The following is a 22,486-nucleotide window of genomic DNA, read 5'->3' on the forward strand; positions in this document are numbered from 1 at the left end:
GTCCCCTACCGTGGGAACAGCCGGCGCAGATGCTGCGCGGATCACCTCACAGGCAGGAGACGGACGCATGAAGATCGAGGTTTGGCAGGGCGACATCACGACCCTGGCGGTGGATGCGATCGTCAACGCGGCCAATGAAACGCTGCTCGGTGGCGGCGGTGTAGACGGCGCGATCCATCGTGCAGCCGGGTCCGCATTGCGGGCCGAGTGCGAGCGGTTGCCCGAGCTGCGCCCCGGCGTGCGTTGCCCGACCGGCGAAGTGCGTGCCACCGGCGCTTACGCCTTGCCGGCACGGCATGTACTGCACACGGTGGGCCCGGTCTGGCACGACGGCCAGCGCGACGAGCCGGCATTGCTCGCCAACTGCTACTGGAAATCACTGCAGCTGGCCGAGTCGCTGGGGGTGCAGTCGATCGCCTTCCCGGCGATCAGCTGCGGTGTGTATGGCTATCCGCTGTACCAGGCGGCGCAGATCGCCGTGACCGAGACACTGGCCTGGCAGCGCAGCCATGCGCAACCGATGCGCATCGTGCTGGTGGCATTCAATACCGCAACGGCCAAGGCCTACCTGCAGGCGTTGAGCGCCGCCGGGCAAAGTGCTGACAGCGAACCGCGTGGGTCGCTGCTGCCGCCCCTGGGTGATGCGGGCTTTGCCGCCGCGCACTGAATCCGGCGGTCAGCGTCAAGGAAAGGCCGGGCATTGCCCGGCCTTTCCTGTAGCACCGTTGTCCACACTCCCACGGAGTGTGGAACACGTTCAACGGCTGGCAGCTTCCACCGCGGTGGCGTCATCGGCCACAGCAGCGGCGGCGTCGGCAGCGGCACTTGCCGCCGAGGCCGCAGCCTCGTCGGCGCTGGCGCCGTCCACCTGCACGCGTACTTCCACCATGCCCGCGCCGTTGCTCAGGCTGGACACCTCGACGGTGTAATGACCAGCCGGCAATGCTTCTTCCAGGCGTGCGTTGGTATCGTTGCCACCGTCATCGTCGGTCAGTTCGACATCGCCGCCAACCACGCGCAGCACGGTATCGAGCTGGCCGGAGATCGCATCCAACCGCACATTGGTCGGACGGTCCAACGTCAGCAGGAAGCGGCGGACGCCATCGTTGTCGAGCATCGTGTACACGCTGCCGGACTTCGGCAATACGGTGCCATCGCGATCGACCAGGTTGCCCGGCAGCTCGATGCGATTGGCCGACAAGGTGAACATGCCACTGACGCCGTCGCCGAGGCCGCGCGCGGTCAGCGTGTACTTGCCCGGCTTCAGTGACAGGGTCAGGCGCGAGTTGGTGCTGTCGCCGCCGTCGTCATTCTCGGCATCCACGCCCTGCCCGGAAAGCTTCAGCACCGGGTCGAAGGCATCCGAGACCAGCCGGATCTCGTACAGGCCCGCCTTGTCCACCTGCAAGGTGTAGTCCTGCGAGTTGCTGGCCAGCATATCGACGATCTCGCCACTGCCCACCAGCGGCTTGCCGTCATATGGCTTCAGCTTCTCGGCGCGAAGGCGATAAGGGCCGAACGCGGTCGGGCCATCGGCGTTGACTGCCACCTGGTAGGTACCACTGCCGTTGGCGCGGAAAGCCAGCGAGACGTCCCCCTCGCGCTCATAGCCGGTGTTGCTGGTGGATACCAGGCTGCCATTGTTGAACACGGCAATCGAACCGCTGAGGGCACCAGTAAGCTTCAGGCCGACCAGATCCCTGTCTTCCAGCTTGATCTGGTAGAGCTGGTGATGGCTGCCGTCGTTGAAGTTGATGCCGCTGCGCGAGGTGATCTCGCCGGAGACCGGCTTGTCGAAATCGAGCGACGCGGCCTTGCCCGCATCCGCGCCGCCGCCGATGCGGTTGCACCCGCCCGCGACCAGGACCGTGGCTACGGCCAGTGTGATTGCTGCCAAACGCATGTTGTTTCTCCTTGGCCTTCCATGTGGTTCCCACGCACCGGCCAGGCGCATGGGGGCGGAAAAGATACCCGCAAAAGCAAACGCCGGCGTGATGCCGGCGCTGCCTTGTTCATCCAGCGATGGGACGGATCAACCGTTCCACTTGCCCAGCGCCGCCAGGCCGTTGTCCCTGGCGCGCTCGTACACGGTCTTCTGGGCAGCAGCGTAGTTGCCCTTCATGTCCTTGGCCCACAGCTTCAGCGCGGCCTGCTGCATGGCGCGGCCGTAGGAGAAGCTCAGCGGCCACGGCAGGTTGCCCAGCTGGTTCATCGCGTTCAGGTGCTCGGTGGACTGCTCGTCGCTCTGGCCACCGGACAGGAACACCACGCCCGGCAGGATCGCCGGCACGGTGCTCTTCAGGCACATCACGGTCGATTCGGCCACTTCCTCGACGTCGGCCTGCTCATCGCAGCCCTTGCCGGAGATGACCATCGACGCCTTCAGGATGGTGCCTTCCAGCAGCACGTTCTGCTGGTACAAGGCGTCGAACAGCGAACGCAGGGTGGCTTCGGTGACTTCGTAGCAGGTTTCGATGTCGTGATCGCCGTCCATGATCACTTCCGGCTCGACCATCGGCACCAGGCCGCATTCCTGGCACAGCGCTGCATAGCGGGCCAGCGCATGGGCGTTGGACTCGATGCAGGTGCCCGACGGGATGCTCTCGCCGATGTTGATGACCGCACGCCACTTGGCGAAGCGCGCGCCCAGCTTGTAGTACTCCTGCAGGCGCTCACGCAGGCCATCGAGGCCTTCGGTCACCAGCTCGCCCGGGCAGCCGGCCAGCGGGTGCGCACCCTTGTCCACCTTGATGCCCGGAATCATGCCGTGGTCGGCCATGTACTTGGCGAACGGCACGCCGTCCTTGGTCGACTGGCGGATGGTTTCGTCAAACAGGATGGCGCCGGAAATGTGCTCGTTGAGCTTCGGCGTGGTCAGCAGCAGCTCGCGGTAGGCGCGACGGTTCTCCTCGGTGTTCTCGATACCGACGCCGGCGAAACGCTTGGCGATGGTAGCGGTGGATTCGTCGATCGCGATGATGCCCTTGCCCGGGGCGACCATGGCCTGGGCGGTTTCAGCCAGCTGTTCGATGCTCATGTACTTCCTGTGGCGGGTGCGGGAAAAACACAAGTATAGCCCCGCGGCCCGTTGCCTCGCCGTGGAGGACAGGATGGAAACGCTTCCAATGTCCGCACCGGACACGCCGTGTCCCGCCGTCGGGGGTCAGGGCCTCTGCGGGGGTCTGACCCCGGGGTCGGATCCGCAACGCGGCGCCGGCCCCAGGGCAGCACTACTTACAGGTCGCCCAGGCCGATGGCGCGGCCGTCCTCACCCACTTCCAGCAGGCGCAGGGTATTGGTGGCACCGTGGGTTTCCATGTGCTCGCCACTGGTGAACACGACGCGATCACCGGCCTGCAGCAGTTCCGATTCCACCAGCAGGCGGATGCTGCCGCGCGCGGCTTCGCGCGGGGTCAGGCCGCGGCTGTCGAAGTTGATCGGGAACACATCGCGCATCAGCGCCATCTGGCGGCGCGCGCCGTCATGGCGCGTCACCGCGAACACCGGCGCCTTGGCGCGGAAACGCGACAGGTAACGTGCCGTGCCACCGGATTCGGTCATCGCCACGATCGCGCGCACGCCCACGTGCTGCGACAGGAACATGGTGGCCATGGCAATCGCCTGGTCGGCACGTTCCAGGTTGCGCGGCGACGCGTTGAAGTCGGTCTCGGTCTGGAACTGGCGCTCGGCCCCCAGGCAGATGCGTGCCATCGCCTCCACGGCCTTGACCGGGTAGGCGCCAGCGGCCGTTTCCGCCGACAGCATCACTGCGTCGGTGCCGTCGATGACCGAGTTGGCCACGTCCAGTACTTCGGCGCGGGTCGGGATCGGGCTTTCCACCATCGACTGCAGCATCTGCGTGGCGGTGATCACCACCTTGTTCTGCGCCAGCGAGGCCTTGATGATCTTCTTCTGCAGGCCCGGCAGCTCGGCATCGCCGATTTCCACGCCCAGGTCGCCACGGGCGACCATCACCACGTCGCTGGCCTCGACGATTTCTTCCAGGTTCTCGATTGCCTCGGTGCGCTCGATCTTCGACACCAGCGCGGCATCACAGCCATGCGAACGGGCGATGTCGCGCGCATCGTTCATGTCCTGCGCATTGCGGCAGAACGACACGGCGATGAAGTCCACGCCGATCTTGGCAACGATGCCGATCAGCTCCTTGTCGCGCTCGGTCAGCGCACCCAGCGAGAGGCCGCCGCCCTGCTTGTTCAGGCCCTTGCGGTCGGACAACACACCATCGTTGAGCACGGTGTTGACGATACGGTCGCCCTGCACTTCCACCACCTGCAACTGCATCAGGCCGTCGTCGAGCAGCAGCACATCACCCGGGCCGACGTCCTGCGGCAGGCCAAGGTAGCTCACGCCCACCTCACTGGCAGTGCCCGGGCCGGCGTTCTCGCTGGCGATCAGGTCGAAGCGGTCGCCCGCCTTCAGCTGCACCTTGCCTTCGGCGAAGCGCTCGATGCGGATCTTCGGGCCCGGCAGGTCGGCCAGGATGCCCACTTCCACGCCCACGCGGGCCGCAGCGGCACGCACTTCGGCGGCACGCTTGGCCTGGCCGGACGGATCGCCATGGCTGAAGTTCAGGCGCACCACGTTGACGCCGGCGCGGAACAGATCCTCCAGCACGCCCGGCGGGTCAGTGGCCGGACCGAGGGTGGCAAGGATCTTGGTGCGACGCTGACGCTCGAACATGGTGGATGGGCCTCTCCCGGTAAAGAACGGAAATTAGCACATCCTTCACGCCGCATGTATACGGTTACAGCCTTGTGCCGCCTGACTTCGCGGGTCATGAAGCGGACATCGTCCGGACATACGCTGGCGCAGGGGCGGTTCTGTGGGGCCGAGCATGGGCTCGGCTCTACAGGAAGCTAGGCCAGCAGCGTTTCCAGCTGCGCCGGCTCACGTGCCAGCTGACTGGCACCGGCTTCCGTCAATTCCGCCTCTCCGCCAAAGCCCCACAGCACGCCGACACTGCGCAGGCCATGGTGGCGCGCGCCTTCGATGTCCATGCGCCGGTCGCCGATCATCCAGCACTGTGCCGGCTGCACCTGCAGCCGGCGCAGTGCCTCGCCGACCAGTTCCGGCTTGTGGCTGCGCGAGCCATCCAGGGTTGAACCGACGATCTCCTCGAACAGCCCACCGAACGGCAGGTGGGCGAGGATGCGGCGCGCGTGCGGCTCGTTCTTGGCGGTGACCACCGCCAGCCGGTGTCCACGGCCATGCAGCGTGCGCAGCGTGCCTTCCACCTTCGGGTACACCGTGTGCTCGCGCCAGCCTTCGACGTCGAAGCGCTCCCGGTAGTAGCCCACCGCCTGTTCCACCCGCGCCGGTTCGACGAACAACGGCGCGAAGGTGGTGCGCAGCGACGGACCGATCCAGCCCAGCAGGGTTTCCTGCGGCGGCACCGGATGGTCCATCTTCTGCAGCGCATAGGCGATGCAGGCGGTGATGCCCACCTGCGAATCGATCAGCGTGCCGTCGAGATCGAAGAACAGCACATCCTTGCCGCGCTCGGCACTCATGCGCCGCGCGCGTCGAGTGCGGCGACAGCCGGCAGGGTCTTGCCTTCCAGGAATTCCAGGAACGCACCACCACCAGTGGAGATGTAGCTGACGTCGCCGGCGATATCGAACTTGTCGACCGCGGCCAGGGTATCGCCACCGCCGGCGATGGAGAACGCCTTCGAGCCGGCGATCGCGCGGGCCAGCGCTTCGGTGCCCTTGCTGAAGGCTTCGAACTCGAACACGCCGACCGGGCCGTTCCAGACCACGGTGCCGGCCTTCTCGATCAGCTGCGTGTACTGCGCGGCGGTCTGCGGGCCGATGTCCAGGATCAGGTCGTCTTCGGCAACGGCATCGACCGCCTTCACTTCTGCGGCAGCGTCGGGCAGGAACTGCTTGGCGGTGACCACGTCAACCGGCAGCGGAATGTCGGCGCCGCGTGCCTTGGCATCGGCCACGATCTTCTTCGCGGTGTCCAGCAGGTCCGGCTCGTACAGGGACTTGCCGACGTTGTAGCCAGCTGCGGCGATGAAGGTGTTGGCGATGCCGCCACCGACGATCAGCTGGTCGACCTTGCCAACCAGATTGGCCAGCAACTCCAGCTTGGTGCTGACCTTGCTGCCGGCGACGATGGCCAACAGCGGCTTGGCCGGTGCATCCAGCGCCTGCGCCAGCGCGTCCAGCTCGGCCATCAGCAGCGGGCCACCGGCCGCGACCGGTGCGAAGCGGATGACACCATGGGTGGAAGCCTGCGCACGGTGCGCGGTACCGAAGGCATCCATCACGAACACGTCGCACAGGGCGGCGTACTTCTTCGACAGGGCCTCGTCGTCCTTGCCCTCGCCGACGTTCATGCGGCAGTTTTCCAGCAGCACCAGCTGGCCCGGCTGCACGTCGACGCCGTCGACCCAGTCGCGCACCAGCGGAACTTCGCGGCCCAGCAGCTCGGACAGGCGCTGGGCGACCGGTGCCAGCGAATCGGCCTCGCTCCACACGCCTTCCTTCGGGCGCCCCAGGTGCGAGGTGACCATCACCGCCGCGCCCTGCTCCAGCGCGCGCTTGAGCGTCGGCAGCGAAGCGGTGATGCGCTGTTCGGAGGTGATGCGGCCATTCTCGATCGGCACGTTCAGATCCTGGCGGATCAGCACGCGCTTGCCGGAGAGGTCGAGGTCGGTCATGCGGACAATGGACATGGGCAACTCTTTGGCTCGGGGACGGGATGCCGGTCTGCGGCAGACGGCCATTGTATCGGGTGCGGCTGGTGGGAGGGCCGATGCCTGCGGCAGGCAGAGGCGCAGGGCAAATGCAACAGCAACGGCAACGGCCAAAGCGCTGGCGCTTCGTGGTGCTGTGAGTGGGCCGGGGTGGTGTGGGCTGGCAGGGGTGTCAGCCCACACCGCCCCGGCCTCGACAGGCACCTGAGGTGATGCAGATGGCAAAGGGCAAGAGCGGTTTCTGGTGCCGGAGAAAAATGTAGAGCCGAGCCCGTGCTCGGCTGGGTCTATCGCGAACAGCAGCCGAGCATGGGCTCGGCTCTACAAAGAGCGCCCTGCCAAGCAGCTTTTGCTCTTCTTTTTTTCTTTCCGTGGGTGGACGCACACGGAAATTGTCAGAGGCCGGGCGGGGTGGGTTCGCGAGGGTGTCAGCCGCATGGATGCGGCTGCCAAGCCTACAAGGACGTACTTGCGGCGTCCCCCGCGAACCCGCCCCGCCCGGCCAAGCGCTGCTTTTGCTTTTGCTTTACGCGACCAACCGCCCACCCACGAGGGGCTGCGCCGTTCGCTGGAACCTATTCCGAAGGCGCAGGCTTCTGCCGAAGCAGGCTGAGCGCCAGGCCACCCACCACCAGTACGCCCAGGCCCAGCAACGCCCATAGCAACCACGATTTCCAATCGCGCTGCGGCTTCAGTGCTGCATCGCCGGCCAGCGGCTCCGGGCTGCCTTCCAGGCGCGCCAGTGTCGGCTGCCACGAAGGATCGTTGCGCTGCCGAAGTTCCTCGATCAGCACCCCGATCGGCGCGTCCGTGCGGCGCGCGGTCGCGCTGCCCACCGCCAGTGCGTAGGGCGCCGCACCCTGGCTCAGGAACACCAGCACTTCCGGCTGGTAGCCCAACCGCAGTGTCGGCGCGGTGGCGGTTTCCGCCGGATTCGCCACCAGTTTCCAGTAGCGGTCGCGGTGCACCCCGCCCAGCGGCTGTGCCGCCGACTGCTGGCGCTGGCCCTGCGTGCCCTGCTGCACCTGATAGGCGATCCACGGCGCGCTGCGACGTTGCCATTCCGCACTCTCGTCATCGCGGCTGAACAGCGTCCATTGCACGAGGCTGTTATCGGTGCTGGCCACATCGGCACGCGCCACCGGGAACCGGCCATCCATCTCGAAGGTGTACTCGCCCTTGCCCCTCGACGTCGGCTCCAGCGACAGCCATTCCCAAGGCAGCGTGGCCGGTGCTGGCGGCAGTTCCGCCAGTACGCCGCGCAGGGTCGGCAGGCGCGAGTCGCCCTGCGCCAGGATGCGCAGGTAGCGTGCAGCGCCGTCCACCTGCAGGCGGCGCTGCAGCAGGCGCTTGCCGGCGCGCTGCAGATCCACCAGCGGCACGTCGCGGCCAATCGATCGCCAGTGCTGCAGGTCGTCACTGGCATCCAGCTGCACCTGCGCCTGCAGCGGCTGGCCGCTGTCGGTCCAGTCCAGCACCAGTGCCGCCAGCGGCTGCTGGTCGAGCATGCTGGCGTCGATCAGCCAGCCGCCCTGCCCGCTCGCCGCTGCCCCGCCACCCACCCGCGCTTCGACCCGGCGCACGCGCCCATCGGTATCGCGCTCGGTCAGCAGCTGCAGGTCGTTGCGCTGGGCATCGGCCAGCGGCGGCAGCACGAACCACGGCAGTTCACGCTGCACCGGCGACTGCGCCAGCGGCTGGTCCGGCGCCAGCAGTGCCGACGGCAACAACTGGCTGGCCGCGTTGAACACCTGCAGATCGCTGAGATCGGCGGTTACGGCACGGCGGTAGATCGCCGGCTCCAGCACGATACGGTAGGCACCGGACTGCGCACTGGACAATGTAAGCGGCCATTGCTCGGCATACTGCGTGCGGTAATCAGCCGCCTGTACCACGACGGCGGCCAGCATGCCGAACATCGCCGGCAGCAGCGCCCTGCTCCACTTCCTCATTGCGTTTCCTCCACGGTCGGCGCCGCGCTTGGCGGTGCCGGTGCCAGATAACCCACTACCGTGCACAGCAGGCCGTAGGCGATGAACGATGCGATGCCCAGCAGGTTGCCCAGGTGCTGGCGATCGACAATAACCAGCTTGGCCAGCACCACGCCCATCAGCACGGCACCGACCATCCACAACACACGCTGGCTGCGACGCGAACCCCACACCCAGGCAATCACACCCAGCACGCTCCACAACACGGTCAGGCTGGTCTGCGCCAGGCTGAAGCGCATCATCGACGCATTCCACGCCAGTCCACCCCATTGGTGTACGCCATGCAGCACCAGGCTGGTCAACGCGAGGAAGGCCGCCAATGCCAGCAGCGGCATGCGGATGTTCAGCAATGCCTGCGGTGCCTCACTGCCGTACAGCCAGCGCGCCAGCAGCAACAAGCTCAGCCACTGGCCGATCTCCGCCGGATTCAGCACCGGCAGCCACAGCAGCGGTGCGGCGTCGCCCGGCAGCAGCTGGCCGAACAGCCAGCCGATCGCCAGCAGGCCGAACAGCACGCACTGCAGCGGGACGCGCACGCTGTCGAAGGCCGCGCCCAGCGGCCAGCGCAATGCGTTCCAGCGCCACAGCGACAGCGCCGCCATCAGCAGCCACGGCAAGGTCACCAGCAGGGTCGTCCAACCCTGCGCCAGGCCGGCCTCGCCACCACCCCACAAGGCCAGCAGCGAAAGCAGCGACGGCCACAGCAGCCACCACAGGAACTGCGCGATGCGGGCCACGGTATCGCCGCCCTGGCGCAGGCACAGCAGGGTCCGCACGCCCAGCACCGCGAACACCGCCCAGGCCAGCGCGCCATGACCAGCGAACGGCTGGTGGTGTGCATCGCTCTGCATCAGGGCCAGTGGGAAGCCCAGCGCGAGCATGGCCAGCGCAGTAACGCCCAGCGCACGCGCCGGCTGGCGACACTGCGCTTCGGCCGCCAGCCAGGCAGTGACCGCGGCCAGCACCAGCAACGCGTCCACTTCGGTGCGGTACGGGAAGAAGCGGGTGATCTCATGGACCAGGCCGCCCAGCCACCACAGCAGGCCCCACAGGTAATACACCAGTGCGACCTCATGACGCGGCCTGCGCTGGTAGCTCCACGCCGACGCGAAGCCGGCCAGGGCCAGCAGCAGCGCGCCAATGGCGGTCGGGTTGATCAGGAAGCGCAGGTCTTCGTGCCAGTGATCGCCACCGGCAACGAATGCGAATGCGGCGCCGATCTGCAGCAACGCGCCGGAGACCTGCGGCAGCCAGCGCTTCTGGCGCAGCCCCAACCACGCCAGGCCAGCACCTTCCAGTGCAAACACGGCGCCGGTGGCGCGCGCCGACAATGCCAGCGGCACCGCCAGCGTGGCAAACCCCACCGCGAGCACCGCATGCGACTGCGCCAGCATGGTGTACGACGCACGTGCGATCAGCGCCCGGGCCAATACCGCGTAGATCGCCGCCAGGCCCAGCGCGCACAGTGCCAGCGTCATCGGTTGCGCGTGCAGCATGCCTGCCTGCAGCGAGAACGCGACCAGCGGCGTGCCGAACACCAGGCTGCCATCGATCAGGTCACGGCGGCCGGCCGGCTGGCGACGCGCGTACAGCAGCGGTATCAGCAGGTAGAACACAAAGAACAGCGCCAGGAACGGCTCGGTGCTGCTGAACTTGTCCGGCGCGTACTGCAGCACGCCCCAGAAGGTGCCAATGCCGAAGGTGAAGGCGAAACCGAGCAGGTTCAGCGCGCGCCATGGCCGGAACCAGGCGATGGCGAAGATGCCCGCGTTGAGCACGGCGTAGTAGCTGAACAGCCCCACGTGGTTGCCACTGCCGGTGGACAACCACAGCGGTGCCATGAAGCCGGCCAGGATGCCCAGTACGGCCAGCGTGCGCGAGTTCTGCACCACCGCCAGCACGCACAGCCCGGCCACCAGTGCGATCGAACTGGCAAAGGCAAAGGCCGGCGGAATCAGGTCGAAGCGCTTGAACGCCGCGAAGATGGTCAGCAGCAGTACGCCGATGGCACCGCCCTGCAGCGCCAGCGCAAACAGCCGCCGGCGTTCGCGCTGGTGCCAGCCGAAGGCCAGCAGGCCCAGCGCAGCCACGGTGACGCCGGCCAGGCGCAGTTCGATCGGCAGCACCAGCCAGCCCTGGTCGCTGACGTACTTCAGCAGCGCAGCGACACCGGCCAGCAGCACCAGCATGCCGATCTTGACCGGCACGTTGCCTTCGGTGAACCAGCGCTTGACCGCACCGATGCCACGCTCGATGACATTGGGCAGTGCCGGTTCGGAAGGCAGCGGCGGCTGCACCGGCACCGGTGGCACCGGCGGTGGCGCAGCAGGACGGGGGACAGGCACCCCGGTGGGCGTTGCTTCGCGCACCGGTGGCTGCGGGGGCTGAGGCACAGCAGCGGCGGCCGGCCGCAGGAACGGTGGATCGGCGCTGGCAGCAGGTGCGGCCACAGGCCGTTCAGGCGCGGGTGCGGTGGCGGCCGGCCTGACGGCGGCCGGCGCGGCGGCCATCGCGCTTTCCAGCGCAGCGACGCGGCGGCGCAGGCCGGCAATCATCACCAGCGCGACCACCAGCAACAGCGGGATGGCCAGAAGAACCAGTACGACCAGGGCTATCAGTGCTTCCATTGCGTGCTTCCAATGCGATCCCGCGCCCCAGCGGCGGCGGTCGACCGCCCCATGCTACGACAGGGTGGGGCCCATAAACGACGAACCCCGGCCAGGCCGGGGTCCGTCTTCGATCCACACCGGCCTTACTTGGCGGCGATGACCTTGGCCATTTCCAGGCACTTGTTGGAGTAGCCCCACTCGTTGTCGTACCAGGTCACCAGCTTGACGAAGGTGCCGTCCAGGGCGATACCGGCGTCGGCGTCGAACACCGAGGTGCAGGTCTCGCCGCGGAAATCGGTGGCCACCACCTTGTCTTCGGTGTAGCCCAGGATGCCCTTCAGCGCGCCTTCGCTCTGTGCCTTCACTTCAGCGCAGATCTCGGCGTAGGTGGCTTCCTTCTCCAGCTCGACGGTCAGGTCGACCACCGACACGTCCGAGGTCGGGACGCGGAAGCTCATGCCGGTCAGCTTCTTGTTCAGTTCCGGGATGACCACGCCGACGGCCTTGGCCGCACCGGTGGACGAGGGAATGATGTTTTCCAGGATGCCACGGCCACCGCGCCAGTCCTTGTTGGACGGGCCATCGACGGTCTTCTGCGTGGCGGTGGCCGCATGCACGGTGGTCATCAGGCCACGCTTGATGCCCCACTTGTCGTTGATGACCTTGGCCAGCGGGGCCAGGCAGTTGGTGGTGCACGAGGCGTTGGAGATGATTGCCTGGCCAGCATAGGTCTTGTCGTTCACGCCGAACACGAACATCGGCGTGTCGTCCTTCGACGGGGCCGACATGATGACCTTCCTGGCGCCGGCATCGATGTGCTTCTGCGCGGTTTCCTTGGTCAGGAACAGGCCGGTGGCTTCCAGCACCACGTCGGCGCCGACTTCGTCCCACTTCAGGTTGGCCGGGTCGCGTTCCTGGGTCAGGCGGATCTTCTTGCCGTTGACCAGCAGGTCGTTGCCCTGCACCGCCACATCGGCCTTGAAGCGGCCGTGCACGGAGTCGTACTTGAGCATGTAGGCCAGGTAATCCGGCTCCAGCAGATCGTTGATGGCCACGATTTCGATGTCGTCGCCGAAGTTCAGCACCGCCGAGCGCAGGACGTTACGCCCGATGCGACCGAAACCGTTGATACCAACCTTGATTGCCATTTCTCAAGCTCCTGCAGCCGCGACGGGTGCGGCGGGATGGATAGGGCCCACAAGTCTAGCAGGCCGGGGCTGGCCACCGTGGGCCAGGCCGGGCCGCCAGCAGGTCGGCGGACAGGATTTGATCCGGATCAAAGCGTTAGCGCGGCGTGAGGCCGAGACTGTCGCCATCCACCCAGCAACGAGAACACCCCCATGCGCAAGACCTCCCCCCTGATCGTGGCCAGCCTGGCCGCCGCCCTGTCCCTCGCCGCCGCCCCGGCCATGGCCCAGTCCAAGGGCGACTGGACCGTTTCGGCCGGCGTGCACCAGGTGGCGCCGAAGTCGAACAACGGCTGGCTGGCCGGCGGCACCCTGAAGGTCGACGTCGACAACGACGTCAAGCCGACCATCACCGGCGAGTACTTCATCGCTGACAACCTGGGCATCGAAGTGCTGGCCGCACTGCCGTTCAAGCACGACATCAACATCAACGGCCTGGGCCGCGTCGGCAGCACCAAGCAGCTGCCGCCGGTGGTGACCGTGCAGTACCACTTCAACAGCAAGGGCAAGGTGTCGCCGTTCATCGGCGCGGGCGTGAACTACACCACCTTCTTCAGCGAAGACACCACCGGTGCATTGGCCGGCAGCAAGCTGAAGCTGCAGGATTCGTGGGGCCTGGCCGCGCATGCGGGCGTCGACTTCGCAATCGGCGAGAAGGGCGCCCTGCGCGTGGACATGCGCTGGATCGACATCGACAGCAAGGTGAAGTTGAACGGCGAGAAGATCGGCACCGTCAACATCGATCCGCTGGTCTACGGCGCGTCCTACGTCTTCAAGTTCTAAGCGGCGTGTTGATTGCGGGGGCTTCGCCCCCGCTCCCCCGCTGCACGCAGAAACCCTCGCAGCATGTTGCCCCGGTGATTGCCGGGGCTTTTTTGTGCCTGAGACTGAAGCGATTCCGGAGCTGGGGCGAGGCGGGGAGCAGAGCCTGTACATCCGAGGCGTAATGGTTGCCTGCAATTGCAAAAGGCGGATTTTGATCCTGCATTTGTTCTTGATGTTGCCTTTGACGTTTGCATCCGCCTCCGCGGCCATGTTGGATGGGGCTGCAGGGGCAGGCGCTGCGGGACCGTCCGCGGCATGGGCCCGAGGCATGCTTCGGGCGGGTTGGGCAGGACGCCCAACCCCGGTCTTGCCGTGTGCGCAGGACAGCGCACACGGGCAAGCCGCGGCCGAGCTTACAGGGACGTACTTGCAGCGTGTCCCGCAGCGCCTGCCCCTGCAGCCAGCCCACAGCAGACAGGAACGCGCCGCTCTTCAATCCACCTACCCCGCTAGAATGTGTGCATGAAAGCCCTGCACTCCCTGTTCCTCGCCGCCGCCCTGGCGCCGGCCCTGCTGTCCGTCTCCGCCCCCGCCCATGCCTGGGGCGCGCAAGGCCACCGCCTGGTTGCCGAAGTCGCCGACGCCCGCCTCAACCCCGCCGCCCGCGCCGAAGTGGACCGCCTGCTGGCCACCGAAGCGGACGCCACCCTGGCCAGCATCGCGCCCTGGGCCGACCAGCTGCGCGCCAAGGACCCGGGTCTGGGCCGTCGCTCGGCGGGCTGGCACTACGTCAACATCGCCGAAGACGACTGCCACTACGAAGCACCGAAGCACTGCAAAAACGGCAACTGCATCGTCGAGGCCCTGAAGGCACAGAGCGCCATCCTCGGTGATCGCAGCCTGACCGATGGCGAGCGCCTGCAGGCACTGAAGTTCGTCGTGCACCTGGTCGGCGATATCCACCAGCCGATGCACGCAGGTTACGCCCACGACAAGGGCGGCAACGATTTCCAGCTGCAGTTCGGCAACCGCGGTACCAACCTGCACTCGCTGTGGGACAACGGCATGCTCAACACCCGCAAGCTGGACGATGCCGGCTACCTGCCGGTGCTGCAGGGCCAGCGCGCGCCAAAGCTGGCGCGCCAGTCCAACCCGCAGCGCGACCCGCAGGCCTGGGCCGAAGCCAGCTGCCGCATCTCCATGCAAGCTGGCGTTTATCCGGCGTCGCATAAAATCGGTGACGAATACACCGAGCGCTACCGGCCGCTGGCCGAAGCGCAGCTGCGACTGGCCGGTGAAAACCTGGCGCAGTTGCTGAATCGCGTGCTAGGCACGCGCTGAGGAGAATTCCGATGCCGGTCCAGGTGCAGTCGTTCTTCCACCGTGACAGCAATACCTTCAGCTACCTGGTCAGCGATCCGGCCAGCGGTGAGGCGGCGCTGATCGACCCGGTCCTGGACTACGACCCGGACACCGACGCCAGCAGCGAATCACCGCTGCGCGGGGCATTGCAGGCCATCGAACAGCAGGACCTTCAGCTGCGCTGGCTGCTGGAAACCCATGCCCATGCGGACCATGTGTCGGCCGGGCGCCGGCTCAAGCAGCGCTTCCCGCACGCCACGCTGGCCATCGGTGAAGGCATCCGCGCGGTGCAGGCCACGTTCGCGCCGCGCTATGGCCTGCAGCTTCCGGCCGCCGATGAGATCTTCGATCACCTGTTCAGCGACGGCGAAACCTTTGCCATTGGCGAGCTGCAAGGACAGGTGATCGCCGTGCCCGGCCACACCAGCGACAGCATCGCCTACCTGATCGGCGATGCGCTGTTCACCGGTGACTCGCTGTTCATGCCCGACGGCGGCACCGCACGCTGCGATTTCCCGGGTGGTGATGCCGCGCAGCTGTACCGCTCGATCCAGCGCCTGCTGGTCCTGCCCGATGCCACCCGCGTGTTCGTCTGCCACGACTACGGCCCGGGCGGCCGCGACTTCGCCAACGAAACCACCGTCGGCGAACAGCGCGCGCACAACATCCACGTGCACGATGGCGTGGCCGAGGCGGAGTTCGTCAGCGTGCGCCAGGCCCGCGATGCCACGCTGGAAGAACCGAAGCTGATGCAGCCGGCGGTGAAGGCCAACATCCAGGGCGGAGCCTGACGCTCGTGTCTGCGCACGCCGGGGCAGCCCGGCGTTCCCGGTTTACATCACGGGCCACAAACGTTCATTTCCCTGCGTACGCACCACGTGCTGGCCCTTCACGATCTCGAAGGTGAAGGCGTACTGCAGGGTGACCGCCACCGGCTCGACGCGCTCGGCGCCGCGACAGTCGCCGCGGTCGGCAGGCACCTTGCCAGCCGCGAAGTGGCAGACCGCTGCGGACGAGTACTTCCACATCGCCACGGCCTCCTGCGCGGCCTGCAGCAGGGGCGCATTCTCGCCCGCAGCACCTGCCGCGCACTCCGGGCGATCGGTCAATGGCAGGCTGCGCTCGACGACGCCGTTGGCATCAACCACCACCTGCAGGCAGATCGTGGTCGGCGCCAGTTCCGCACGCGGGTCACGATCGCCGACCTCCGGGTCCGGTGCCGCGTACAACTGCGGCATCCGGTAGCCTTCGGTCGCACCCAGCGAATACGCCCGCAGCTGCCCACTGCCACCGTCCGCCTGCGGCTGCAGTCGCTGGTGGCCGACATTCTCGCTGCGGGAGTGCACCGTGGTCAGCCGCTCCTGGCTCGCGCATCCGGCCAACAGCGCCGCCGTCAGCAACAGCGGCGCACACTTCACTTCGCGTCCTCGGTGTCGTCCATGGCGAACGTGATCGGAATCTTCACTGCGCCTGCCACCGGCTTGCCGTTCTTCATCGCCGGCCGATAGGTCCAGCTGCGCGCTGCGGCGATCGACACCGCTTCGAACACGCCTGGATTGGTGGCACCAAGCACCCTGACATCAGCGGGATAGCCGCTGGCGTCCACTTCCACGCGCAGGTTCACCACGCCCACCTGGCGTTGCTCGAACGCGGACCTGGGATAGGAGGGCGGTGGCATCTTGACGACCTGGATCTCCCGATCCGTGACCGCCGCTGCCGGGCGGCCGGCCATCGCACCGCCCTGGCTGGCCCACGCTACTGCGCCCATTCCCAGGCACAACCCGACGACCAGCACCTGCCCCGATACCCACGGCAATGCCTTCCGCTTGGACTGCTTCAACATGGCGATACGCTCCTTCAACACGGGTTGGCTGCGCCAATGGCAGACCGCTGGCGCAACCGGGTGGACCAGCTGCGCCTTCAGCAGCGTGCCGGCATAAAGGCCGCGCAGCGTAGGCTGCGCGGCGATGGTACGGGCATCGCAGGCCAGTTCCTGGTCGCGCAGGAAGCGGCGTGCGGCCCAGGACAGCAGCGGGTGGAACCAGAACACCGCGCGCGCCAGCAGCAACGCGCCGTTGGCCCAGTGATCGCCATTGCGACGGTGGCTGCGCTCGTGCTGCAGGATCAGCCCCTGTTCCTGTGCGCTGAACTGTTGATCGAAGTCCGGGCCAACCACGATTCGCGGCCGCCACAGGCCAACCAGTGCTGGCAGGCCTGGATCACTACTGGCCTGCCAGCTGCCATCGGCGCGCGGCTTCAGCGGGCCCATGCGCCGTTCGAAACGACGCTGTGCGCGCAGGTCGCGCAGCAGGCAGATGCCCATGCCCAGCGCCCATGCCAGCAGCAACAGCGGTGCCCATGGCAGCGACGGCCCTGCCAGTTCGTCCACCGCCCCTGGCTCGACTTTCAGCGGCACTGTCGGCACGTGCTGCAACAGCGCAGCCTGCGGCAACGGCAGCAGCAAGGTCACCAGCAGCATCGGCAACAACCACCAGCTGCGATAAGCCAGTCCAGCGCCCCCCACCCACACCAGCAGCGGTCGCAGCACGGCCAGCAGGATCACCCCCATGGCCAGCCACACGCTGGCCTGCCACAGTCCACCGAGCAGCTCAGTCATGGTCCAGCTCCTGGATCAGCTTCTTCAGTTCGGCGATGTCCTGTGCGCTCAGCTGGCCGCGCTCGCTGAAGTGCGCCACCAGCGGCGCCACGCGCCCTTCGAAGACACGGCCGATGAAGTCCTGGCTCTGCGCCTCCACCCAGGCCTGGCGCTGCAACAGCGGGCGATACAGATAGCGCCGTCCATCGCGCTCGGCGGCGATCGCGCCCTTGGTCAGCAGGCGGTTGAGCAGGGTCTTGATGGTCGGCTCGGCCCAGTCACGGTGGGCCAGCGCGGCGACCACTTCGTCGGCACTACGCGGTGCCTGATGCCACAGCACCTCCATCACAACGGCTTCGGCTTCGCTGATCGGGGTCATGATTTACATCCGTAATCGACAGATCGATTACGCGCGTAATCGAACCGGCTGTCAAGCCCCTCGACTCCAGATTCATCGGCTTTGCGCCAGCATCGAGCCCTCCCAGCCGAGGCCTCGGATGAAAGCGCTTCCCAAGAAGGAATTCCCGGTCGAGCAGGCCCGCCGCTTCCTCGAACCCGGCCCGATCGTGCTGGTCAGCACCGCCTGGCGCGGCCAGCACAACCTGATGACGATGGGCTGGCACATGGTGATGGGCTTCTCGCCGTCGCTGGTCGCCACCTACCTGTGGAATGAAAACCACAGCCATGCACTGGCCGTCGGCAGTGGCGAGTGCGTGATCAACGTACCCGGCGTGGAACTGCTCGATACCGTGGTGGACATCGGCAACTGCAGCGGCCGCGAGGTCGACAAGTTCGCCCGTTTCGGGCTCGATGCGCTGCCCGCGCGCGAGGTCGGCGCGCCGCTGGTCGGGCAGTGCCACTCGAACTTCGAATGCCGCTTGTACGACGACAGCCAGGTGGCGTCGAGCAATCTGTTCATCTGGGAGATCGTGCGCGCCCATGTTGCGCCCCGGCCGAAACTGCCGCGCACGGTGCATTACCGCGGCGATGGGCAGTTCATGGTGTCCGGCGCAGAAGTCTCGCGTCGACGGCGGTTCAAGCCCGACATGCTGTAATGCCCGCACTCCCCCACACGCAGGACCGCCGCGCATGACCGAACACCTCACCGACCTGGACGCCGCCGTCGACTGGCTGTTTGCGCGCGTGGACGGGCCGCTGCGGATCGGGGCACCGCTGGCACTGGGCAAGCCGCATCGGCTGCTCAACGCCCTGTATGCGCGCGTCGAGCACGATCCCTCACGGCCGCTGCAGCTGTATACCGCGCTGTCGTTGAACCCGCCGAAGGCGCGTGGCAACGGCCTGGAGGCACGCTTCCTTGCGCCGTTCGCGCAGCGCCACTTCAGCGACGATTTCCCGCGCCTGGCCTATGCCGATGCGATCGCGCGCGACGCGTTGCCAGCGCACGTGCAGGTGGAAGAGTTCTACATGCAGTCCGGCGCCCTGCTCGGTTCGCGGCAGGCGCAATCCAGCTATACCAGCCTGAACTACACCCATGCCGCCGACGCGGTCGCGCAGCGCGCGCCGCAGGTGATCGTGCAGAAGGTGGCGATGCGGCCGAATGACCGTCGGCTTTCGCTGTCGTGCAACAACGACATCACCCAGGACACGCTCGATGCGATGACCGCGCGTGGCCTGCCACGCCCTTTGCTGATTGCCGAGATCGATCCGCAGCTGCCCTATCTGGGCGGCTCGGCGACGGTCGATGTGTCGTTCTTCGATCTCGTGATCACTCCGCCTCCGCCGTACCCGGCGCTGTTCGGGCTGCCGCGGCAGCCGGTCGGCGACGCCGACTACGCCATCGGCCTGTATGCCAGCACCCTGGTACGCGATGGCGGCACCCTGCAGATCGGCATCGGCACGCTGGCCGATGCCCTCAGCCATGCGCTGGTGCTGCGCCACACCGACAACGCGCGCTACCGCCGCGTGCTGCACGCGCTGGATCCGCAGCTGGCCAGCCACCCGCTGGTGCAGGAAATCGGCGGTGTGGATCCGTTCGAGGTGGGCCTGTACGGCTGCAGCGAGATGCTCAATGAAGGCTTCCGCCGCCTGGTGCAGACCGGGGTGATCAGGCGCAAGGTGCACGACGACCTGGCGCTGATGCAGCGCATCGAGAATGGCAGCACGTTGTCGATCGACCACGCCACCCTCGCCGCGGAAGGCGAGTACCTGCATGGCGCGTTCTACCTGGGCTCGCCGGAGTTCTACGAGTGGCTGCGCACGCTGCCGGAAGACGAATGCCGTGCGATCGGCATGCGCCGCATCAGCGAGATCAACCAGCTGTATGGCGGTAACGAGGCACTGGAGCGCCTGCAGCGCCGCCATGCGCGTTTCTTCAATTCCTGCATGATGGCTACCGCGCTCGGCGCGGCGGTATCGGATGCGCTGGACGATGGACGCGTGGTGTCCGGCGTGGGCGGCCAGTACAACTTCGTGGCAATGGCACATGCCCTGCCGGAAGCGCGCAGCGTGCTGATGTTCCGTGCCGCACGCGATGACAAGGGCCGCCGGGAATCGAACGTGCGCTGGAACTACGGCCACACCACCATCCCTCGCCACCTGCGTGACATCTACCTCAACGAGTACGGCATCGCCGATCTGCGCGGGCTGACCGACGAGGACTGCGTGCATGCGATGACCGCAATTACCGAAGCGCCCTTCCAGGGCGATCTGCTGCAGCAGGCACAGGCCTCGCGCAAGCTGCTGGCGGCATCCCAGCCCGACCCGCAGCGCCTGCAGCGCAACACGCCCCAGGCGCTGGCGGCGGCACTGGCACCATTCCACGCCGATGGCAGCCTGCCGGACTACCCGCTGGGCAGCGATTTCAACGAGATCGAGCAGGTGCTGGTCAAAGCGCTGGCGTGGCTGAAGGCCAACACGCAGACCCGCAGCGACAAGCTGCGCACCGTCTGGGCAGCGCTGCGGCAACCGGCCGGCGACGGCGATGCCGTGTACCTGCAGCGCATGGGCCTGCAGGCACCGAAAGACTTCGCCGAACGCCTGGACGCGCGGCTGCTGCGCCTGGCACTGGCACGCACCGCCTGAGAAAAGGGGACGGAGGGAATCAAGTCGTTTGTGCACATACGACTTGATTCCCTCCGTCCCCTTTTTTCTTCCGGCAACGAGAAAGGCCGGCTTGCGCCGGCCTTTCCTTCATCACTCCATGTCGCTGCTTACAGCGCCTTGGCCGCTTCCACCACGTGCGCCGTGGTGATGCCGAAGTACTTGTACAGCTGGTCGGCCGGGGCCGAGGCACCGAAGGTGTCGATACCGATCACCGCACCGTCCAGGCCGACGAACTGGCGCCAGAAACCGGTGACGCCAGCTTCCACGGCCACGCGCTTGCGCACCGCGTTCGGCAGCACCGATTCACGGTAGGCCGCATCCTGGCGCAGGAACACGTCGGTGGACGGCATCGAGACCACGCGGGTCTTGATACCGGCCGCATCCAGCTGGGCCTTGGCTTCGGTAGCCAGCGAGACTTCCGAACCGGTGGCGATCAGGATCACGTCCGGGGTACCGGCGGCATCGGCCAGCACGTAACCGCCGCGCTCGATCTGGGCGATCTGCTCGGCGCTGCGCGGCTGGTGCGGCAGGTTCTGGCGGCTGAACACCAAGCAGCTCGGGCCGTCCTGGCGGGTGATCGCGGCCTTCCAGCTCACCGCCGACTCGACCGCATCGCACGGGCGCCACACGTCGTTGTTCGGGATGTAGCGCAGCGAGGCCAGGTGCTCCACCGGCTGGTGGGTCGGGCCGTCTTCGCCCAGGCCGATCGAGTCGTGGGTATAGACGTGGATGGCGTGGGCCGGAATCAGCGCGCTCATGCGCACGCCGTTGCGGGCGTAATCGCTGAACACCAGGAAGGTGGCGTCGAACGGAATGAAGCCACCGTGCAGGGCCAGGCCATTGGCGATGGCGGTCATGCCGAACTCGCGCACGCCGTAGTACACGTAGTTGGCGTTGGCGTCGTCGCTGGCGACCGACCTGCTGCCCTTCCACAGGGTCAGGTTGGAGTGCGCCAGGTCGGCCGAGCCACCGACGATTTCCGGCAGCAGCGGCGCATAGGCTTCGATGGCCAGCTGCGAGGCCTTGCGCGAGGCGATCGTCGGGCCTTCAGCGGCCACCTGGGCGATGTAGGCATCGGCCTTGGCAACGAAGTCGGCTGGCAGCTCGCCGTGCGAGCGGCGGGTCAGCTCAGCCGCCTCTGCCGGATACTGGCTGGCGTACTTGTCGAACAGCTGTTCCCACTCGGCCTGACGCAGGGTGCCGGCGCCATTGGCGCGCCAGCCGTCGTAGATCGCCTGCGGGATCTCGAACGGGCCGTATTCCCAGCCCAGCTGCTTGCGGGTGGCTTCCAGCTCGTCCTTGCCCAGCGGGGCACCGTGGCTGGATTCCTTGCCCGCCTTGTTCGGCGAACCGAAGCCGATGGTGGTGCGGCAGCAGATCAGGGTCGGCTTGTCGCTCTGCGACAGCGCGGCCTCGATGCCGGCCTTGATGCTTTCCGGGTCGTGGCCGTCAACATCGCGAACCACGTTCCAGCCATAGGCCTCGAAACGTTCCGGGGTGTTGTCGGTGAACCAGCCCTCGACGTTGCCGTCGATGGAGATGTGATTGTTGTCCCAGAAGCAGACCAGCTTGTGCAGGCCCCAGGTGCCGGCCAGCGAGGCCGCTTCGTGCGACACGCCTTCCATCAGGCAGCCATCACCCATGAACACCCAGGTGCGGTGGTCGACCACTTCCAGCTCCGGGCGGTTGAAGCGCTGTGCCAGCAGCTTCTCGGCCAGGGCGAAGCCCACGGCATTGGCGAAACCCTGGCCCAGCGGGCCGGTGGTGGTTTCCACGCCCGGGGTCTCGTGGCGCTCCGGATGGCCTGCGGTGTGGCTGCCCAGCTGGCGGAACAGCTTGAGCTGCTCGATCGGCAGGTCGTAACCGCTCAGGTGCAGCAGCGCGTACTGCAGCATCGAACCGTGGCCGTTGGACAGCACGAAACGGTCGCGGTTGAACCAGTGCGGGTTGCTCGGGTTATGGCGGAGGTAGTCGTTCCAGAGGACTTCGGCGATGTCGGCCATGCCCATGGGCATGCCGGGGTGGCCGGACTTTGCGGTTTCAACCGCATCGGCGGCGAGGAAGCGGATGGCGTTGGCCAACTGGCGACGGGTAGGCTGCGTCATGGTTCTGTCGGAATCGGGAGGCGGCCGCGGACGTGCGGGCGGCCTATTGTCCCACAGACGCGGGGCCGGGTTCAGGCGTAGGAC

The 22,486-nt window shown here is 66.9% G+C and carries 18 protein-coding genes; 6 read left to right on the forward strand and 12 right to left on the reverse strand.

What is annotated here, in order from left to right; genetic code table 11:
- Positions 1 to 67: 67 nt before the first annotated feature.
- A complete protein-coding gene (locus ACZ75I_RS15600) occupies positions 68 to 667 on the forward strand; it encodes an O-acetyl-ADP-ribose deacetylase (protein ID WP_154351332.1) in 600 nt (199 codons plus the stop codon).
- A gap of 90 nt (positions 668 to 757) precedes the next feature.
- On the opposite strand, the gene ACZ75I_RS15605 is transcribed toward ACZ75I_RS15600, so the two are convergent.
- From ACZ75I_RS15605 to gap, 8 genes are all read right to left on the reverse strand, one after another.
- Positions 758 to 1,903, reverse strand: a complete 1,146-nt coding sequence (locus ACZ75I_RS15605; RefSeq protein WP_154351333.1) for an ABC transporter substrate-binding protein — start codon at positions 1,901 to 1,903, stop codon at positions 758 to 760.
- Between the two features lie 129 nt (positions 1,904 to 2,032).
- Complete coding sequence (locus ACZ75I_RS15610) at positions 2,033 to 3,037, reverse strand: class I fructose-bisphosphate aldolase (protein ID WP_005418861.1); 1,005 nt, start codon at positions 3,035 to 3,037, stop codon at positions 2,033 to 2,035.
- Between the two features lie 197 nt (positions 3,038 to 3,234).
- The gene (gene pyk, locus ACZ75I_RS15615) at positions 3,235 to 4,701 is read right to left on the reverse strand and encodes a pyruvate kinase (protein WP_005418863.1); all 1,467 of its coding nucleotides are present in this window, start codon (positions 4,699 to 4,701) and stop codon (positions 3,235 to 3,237) included.
- Between the two features lie 176 nt (positions 4,702 to 4,877).
- The gene (locus tag ACZ75I_RS15620; protein WP_472958236.1) at positions 4,878 to 5,531 is read right to left on the reverse strand and encodes an HAD hydrolase-like protein; all 654 of its coding nucleotides are present in this window, start codon (positions 5,529 to 5,531) and stop codon (positions 4,878 to 4,880) included.
- Positions 5,528 to 6,703, reverse strand: a complete 1,176-nt coding sequence (locus tag ACZ75I_RS15625; protein WP_472958237.1) for a phosphoglycerate kinase — start codon at positions 6,701 to 6,703, stop codon at positions 5,528 to 5,530. Before ACZ75I_RS15625 ends, ACZ75I_RS15620 begins: the two co-directional genes overlap by 4 nt.
- Before the next feature lie 596 nt (positions 6,704 to 7,299).
- Complete coding sequence (locus ACZ75I_RS15630; RefSeq protein WP_154351335.1) at positions 7,300 to 8,676, reverse strand: DUF3999 domain-containing protein; 1,377 nt, start codon at positions 8,674 to 8,676, stop codon at positions 7,300 to 7,302.
- Positions 8,673 to 11,342 carry a DUF2339 domain-containing protein gene (locus tag ACZ75I_RS15635; RefSeq protein ID WP_472958238.1) on the reverse strand — a complete coding sequence of 890 codons (2,670 nt, stop codon included), beginning with the start codon at positions 11,340 to 11,342 and terminating at the stop codon, positions 8,673 to 8,675. The genes ACZ75I_RS15630 and ACZ75I_RS15635 overlap by 4 nt, the downstream gene beginning before the upstream one ends.
- A 125-nt stretch (positions 11,343 to 11,467) precedes the next feature.
- Entirely contained in the window at positions 11,468 to 12,472 is a 1,005-nt protein-coding gene (gene gap / locus ACZ75I_RS15640) for a type I glyceraldehyde-3-phosphate dehydrogenase (protein ID WP_005418885.1), read from the reverse strand.
- A gap of 192 nt (positions 12,473 to 12,664) precedes the next feature.
- Between gap and ACZ75I_RS15645 the strand changes: the two genes are divergently transcribed.
- The 3 genes from ACZ75I_RS15645 to ACZ75I_RS15655 all read left to right on the forward strand — a co-directional run bounded on the left by ACZ75I_RS15645 (position 12,665) and on the right by ACZ75I_RS15655 (position 15,429).
- Positions 12,665 to 13,294 carry an OmpW/AlkL family protein gene (locus ACZ75I_RS15645; RefSeq protein ID WP_472958239.1) on the forward strand — a complete coding sequence of 210 codons (630 nt, stop codon included), beginning with the start codon at positions 12,665 to 12,667 and terminating at the stop codon, positions 13,292 to 13,294.
- Between the two features lie 504 nt (positions 13,295 to 13,798).
- Complete coding sequence (locus ACZ75I_RS15650; RefSeq protein WP_472958240.1) at positions 13,799 to 14,617, forward strand: S1/P1 nuclease; 819 nt, start codon at positions 13,799 to 13,801, stop codon at positions 14,615 to 14,617.
- Between the two features lie 11 nt (positions 14,618 to 14,628).
- Complete coding sequence (locus ACZ75I_RS15655) at positions 14,629 to 15,429, forward strand: MBL fold metallo-hydrolase (RefSeq protein ID WP_472958241.1); 801 nt, start codon at positions 14,629 to 14,631, stop codon at positions 15,427 to 15,429.
- A 42-nt stretch (positions 15,430 to 15,471) separates the two neighbouring features.
- Here ACZ75I_RS15655 and ACZ75I_RS15660 read toward each other — a convergent pair whose 3' ends face one another.
- Genes ACZ75I_RS15660 through ACZ75I_RS15670 form a run of 3 tightly spaced genes read right to left on the reverse strand, consistent with a single transcriptional unit; the run spans position 15,472 to position 17,613 of the window.
- Positions 15,472 to 16,056, reverse strand: coding sequence for a hypothetical protein (locus tag ACZ75I_RS15660; RefSeq protein WP_472958242.1), 585 nt, complete (start codon positions 16,054 to 16,056; stop codon positions 15,472 to 15,474).
- On the reverse strand, positions 16,053 to 17,255 hold the full coding sequence (locus tag ACZ75I_RS15665; protein ID WP_472958243.1) for a M56 family metallopeptidase: 1,203 nt from the start codon (positions 17,253 to 17,255) through the stop codon (positions 16,053 to 16,055). The genes ACZ75I_RS15660 and ACZ75I_RS15665 overlap by 4 nt, the downstream gene beginning before the upstream one ends.
- Positions 17,248 to 17,613 carry a BlaI/MecI/CopY family transcriptional regulator gene (locus tag ACZ75I_RS15670; protein WP_061479327.1) on the reverse strand — a complete coding sequence of 122 codons (366 nt, stop codon included), beginning with the start codon at positions 17,611 to 17,613 and terminating at the stop codon, positions 17,248 to 17,250. Before ACZ75I_RS15670 ends, ACZ75I_RS15665 begins: the two co-directional genes overlap by 8 nt.
- Positions 17,614 to 17,731: 118 nt before the next feature.
- Here ACZ75I_RS15670 and ACZ75I_RS15675 point away from each other — a divergent pair, with 118 nt between their 5' ends.
- Both ACZ75I_RS15675 and ACZ75I_RS15680 read left to right on the forward strand, forming a co-directional pair.
- Positions 17,732 to 18,289, forward strand: coding sequence for a flavin reductase family protein (locus tag ACZ75I_RS15675; protein WP_005418896.1), 558 nt, complete (start codon positions 17,732 to 17,734; stop codon positions 18,287 to 18,289).
- A gap of 34 nt (positions 18,290 to 18,323) precedes the next feature.
- A complete protein-coding gene (locus tag ACZ75I_RS15680) occupies positions 18,324 to 20,276 on the forward strand; it encodes an acetyl-CoA hydrolase/transferase C-terminal domain-containing protein (RefSeq protein WP_472958244.1) in 1,953 nt (650 codons plus the stop codon).
- A gap of 128 nt (positions 20,277 to 20,404) precedes the next feature.
- Here ACZ75I_RS15680 and tkt read toward each other — a convergent pair whose 3' ends face one another.
- Complete coding sequence (tkt, locus tag ACZ75I_RS15685) at positions 20,405 to 22,402, reverse strand: transketolase (protein WP_472958245.1); 1,998 nt, start codon at positions 22,400 to 22,402, stop codon at positions 20,405 to 20,407.
- Positions 22,403 to 22,486 lie beyond the last annotated feature (84 nt).

It is taken from the genome of Stenotrophomonas sp. X, from assembly GCF_055721025.1.

Coding starts and splice junctions, on each gene's coding strand:
- ACZ75I_RS15670 (WP_061479327.1), bottom strand. CDS start 17,613: ATGACCCCGATCAGCGAAGCCGAAGCCGTTGTGATGGAGGTGCTGTGG.
- ACZ75I_RS15650 (WP_472958240.1), top strand. CDS start 13,799: ATGAAAGCCCTGCACTCCCTGTTCCTCGCCGCCGCCCTGGCGCCGGCC.
- ACZ75I_RS15675 (WP_005418896.1), top strand. CDS start 17,732: ATGAAAGCGCTTCCCAAGAAGGAATTCCCGGTCGAGCAGGCCCGCCGC.
- pyk (WP_005418863.1), bottom strand. CDS start 4,701: ATGTTCGAGCGTCAGCGTCGCACCAAGATCCTTGCCACCCTCGGTCCG.
- ACZ75I_RS15630 (WP_154351335.1), bottom strand. CDS start 8,676: ATGAGGAAGTGGAGCAGGGCGCTGCTGCCGGCGATGTTCGGCATGCTG.
- gap (WP_005418885.1), bottom strand. CDS start 12,472: ATGGCAATCAAGGTTGGTATCAACGGTTTCGGTCGCATCGGGCGTAAC.
- ACZ75I_RS15605 (WP_154351333.1), bottom strand. CDS start 1,903: ATGCGTTTGGCAGCAATCACACTGGCCGTAGCCACGGTCCTGGTCGCG.
- ACZ75I_RS15610 (WP_005418861.1), bottom strand. CDS start 3,037: ATGAGCATCGAACAGCTGGCTGAAACCGCCCAGGCCATGGTCGCCCCG.
- ACZ75I_RS15600 (WP_154351332.1), top strand. CDS start 68: ATGAAGATCGAGGTTTGGCAGGGCGACATCACGACCCTGGCGGTGGAT.
- ACZ75I_RS15620 (WP_472958236.1), bottom strand. CDS start 5,531: ATGAGTGCCGAGCGCGGCAAGGATGTGCTGTTCTTCGATCTCGACGGC.
- ACZ75I_RS15680 (WP_472958244.1), top strand. CDS start 18,324: ATGACCGAACACCTCACCGACCTGGACGCCGCCGTCGACTGGCTGTTT.
- ACZ75I_RS15665 (WP_472958243.1), bottom strand. CDS start 17,255: ATGACTGAGCTGCTCGGTGGACTGTGGCAGGCCAGCGTGTGGCTGGCC.
- ACZ75I_RS15625 (WP_472958237.1), bottom strand. CDS start 6,703: ATGTCCATTGTCCGCATGACCGACCTCGACCTCTCCGGCAAGCGCGTG.
- ACZ75I_RS15655 (WP_472958241.1), top strand. CDS start 14,629: ATGCCGGTCCAGGTGCAGTCGTTCTTCCACCGTGACAGCAATACCTTC.
- ACZ75I_RS15635 (WP_472958238.1), bottom strand. CDS start 11,342: ATGGAAGCACTGATAGCCCTGGTCGTACTGGTTCTTCTGGCCATCCCG.
- ACZ75I_RS15645 (WP_472958239.1), top strand. CDS start 12,665: ATGCGCAAGACCTCCCCCCTGATCGTGGCCAGCCTGGCCGCCGCCCTG.
- tkt (WP_472958245.1), bottom strand. CDS start 22,402: ATGACGCAGCCTACCCGTCGCCAGTTGGCCAACGCCATCCGCTTCCTC.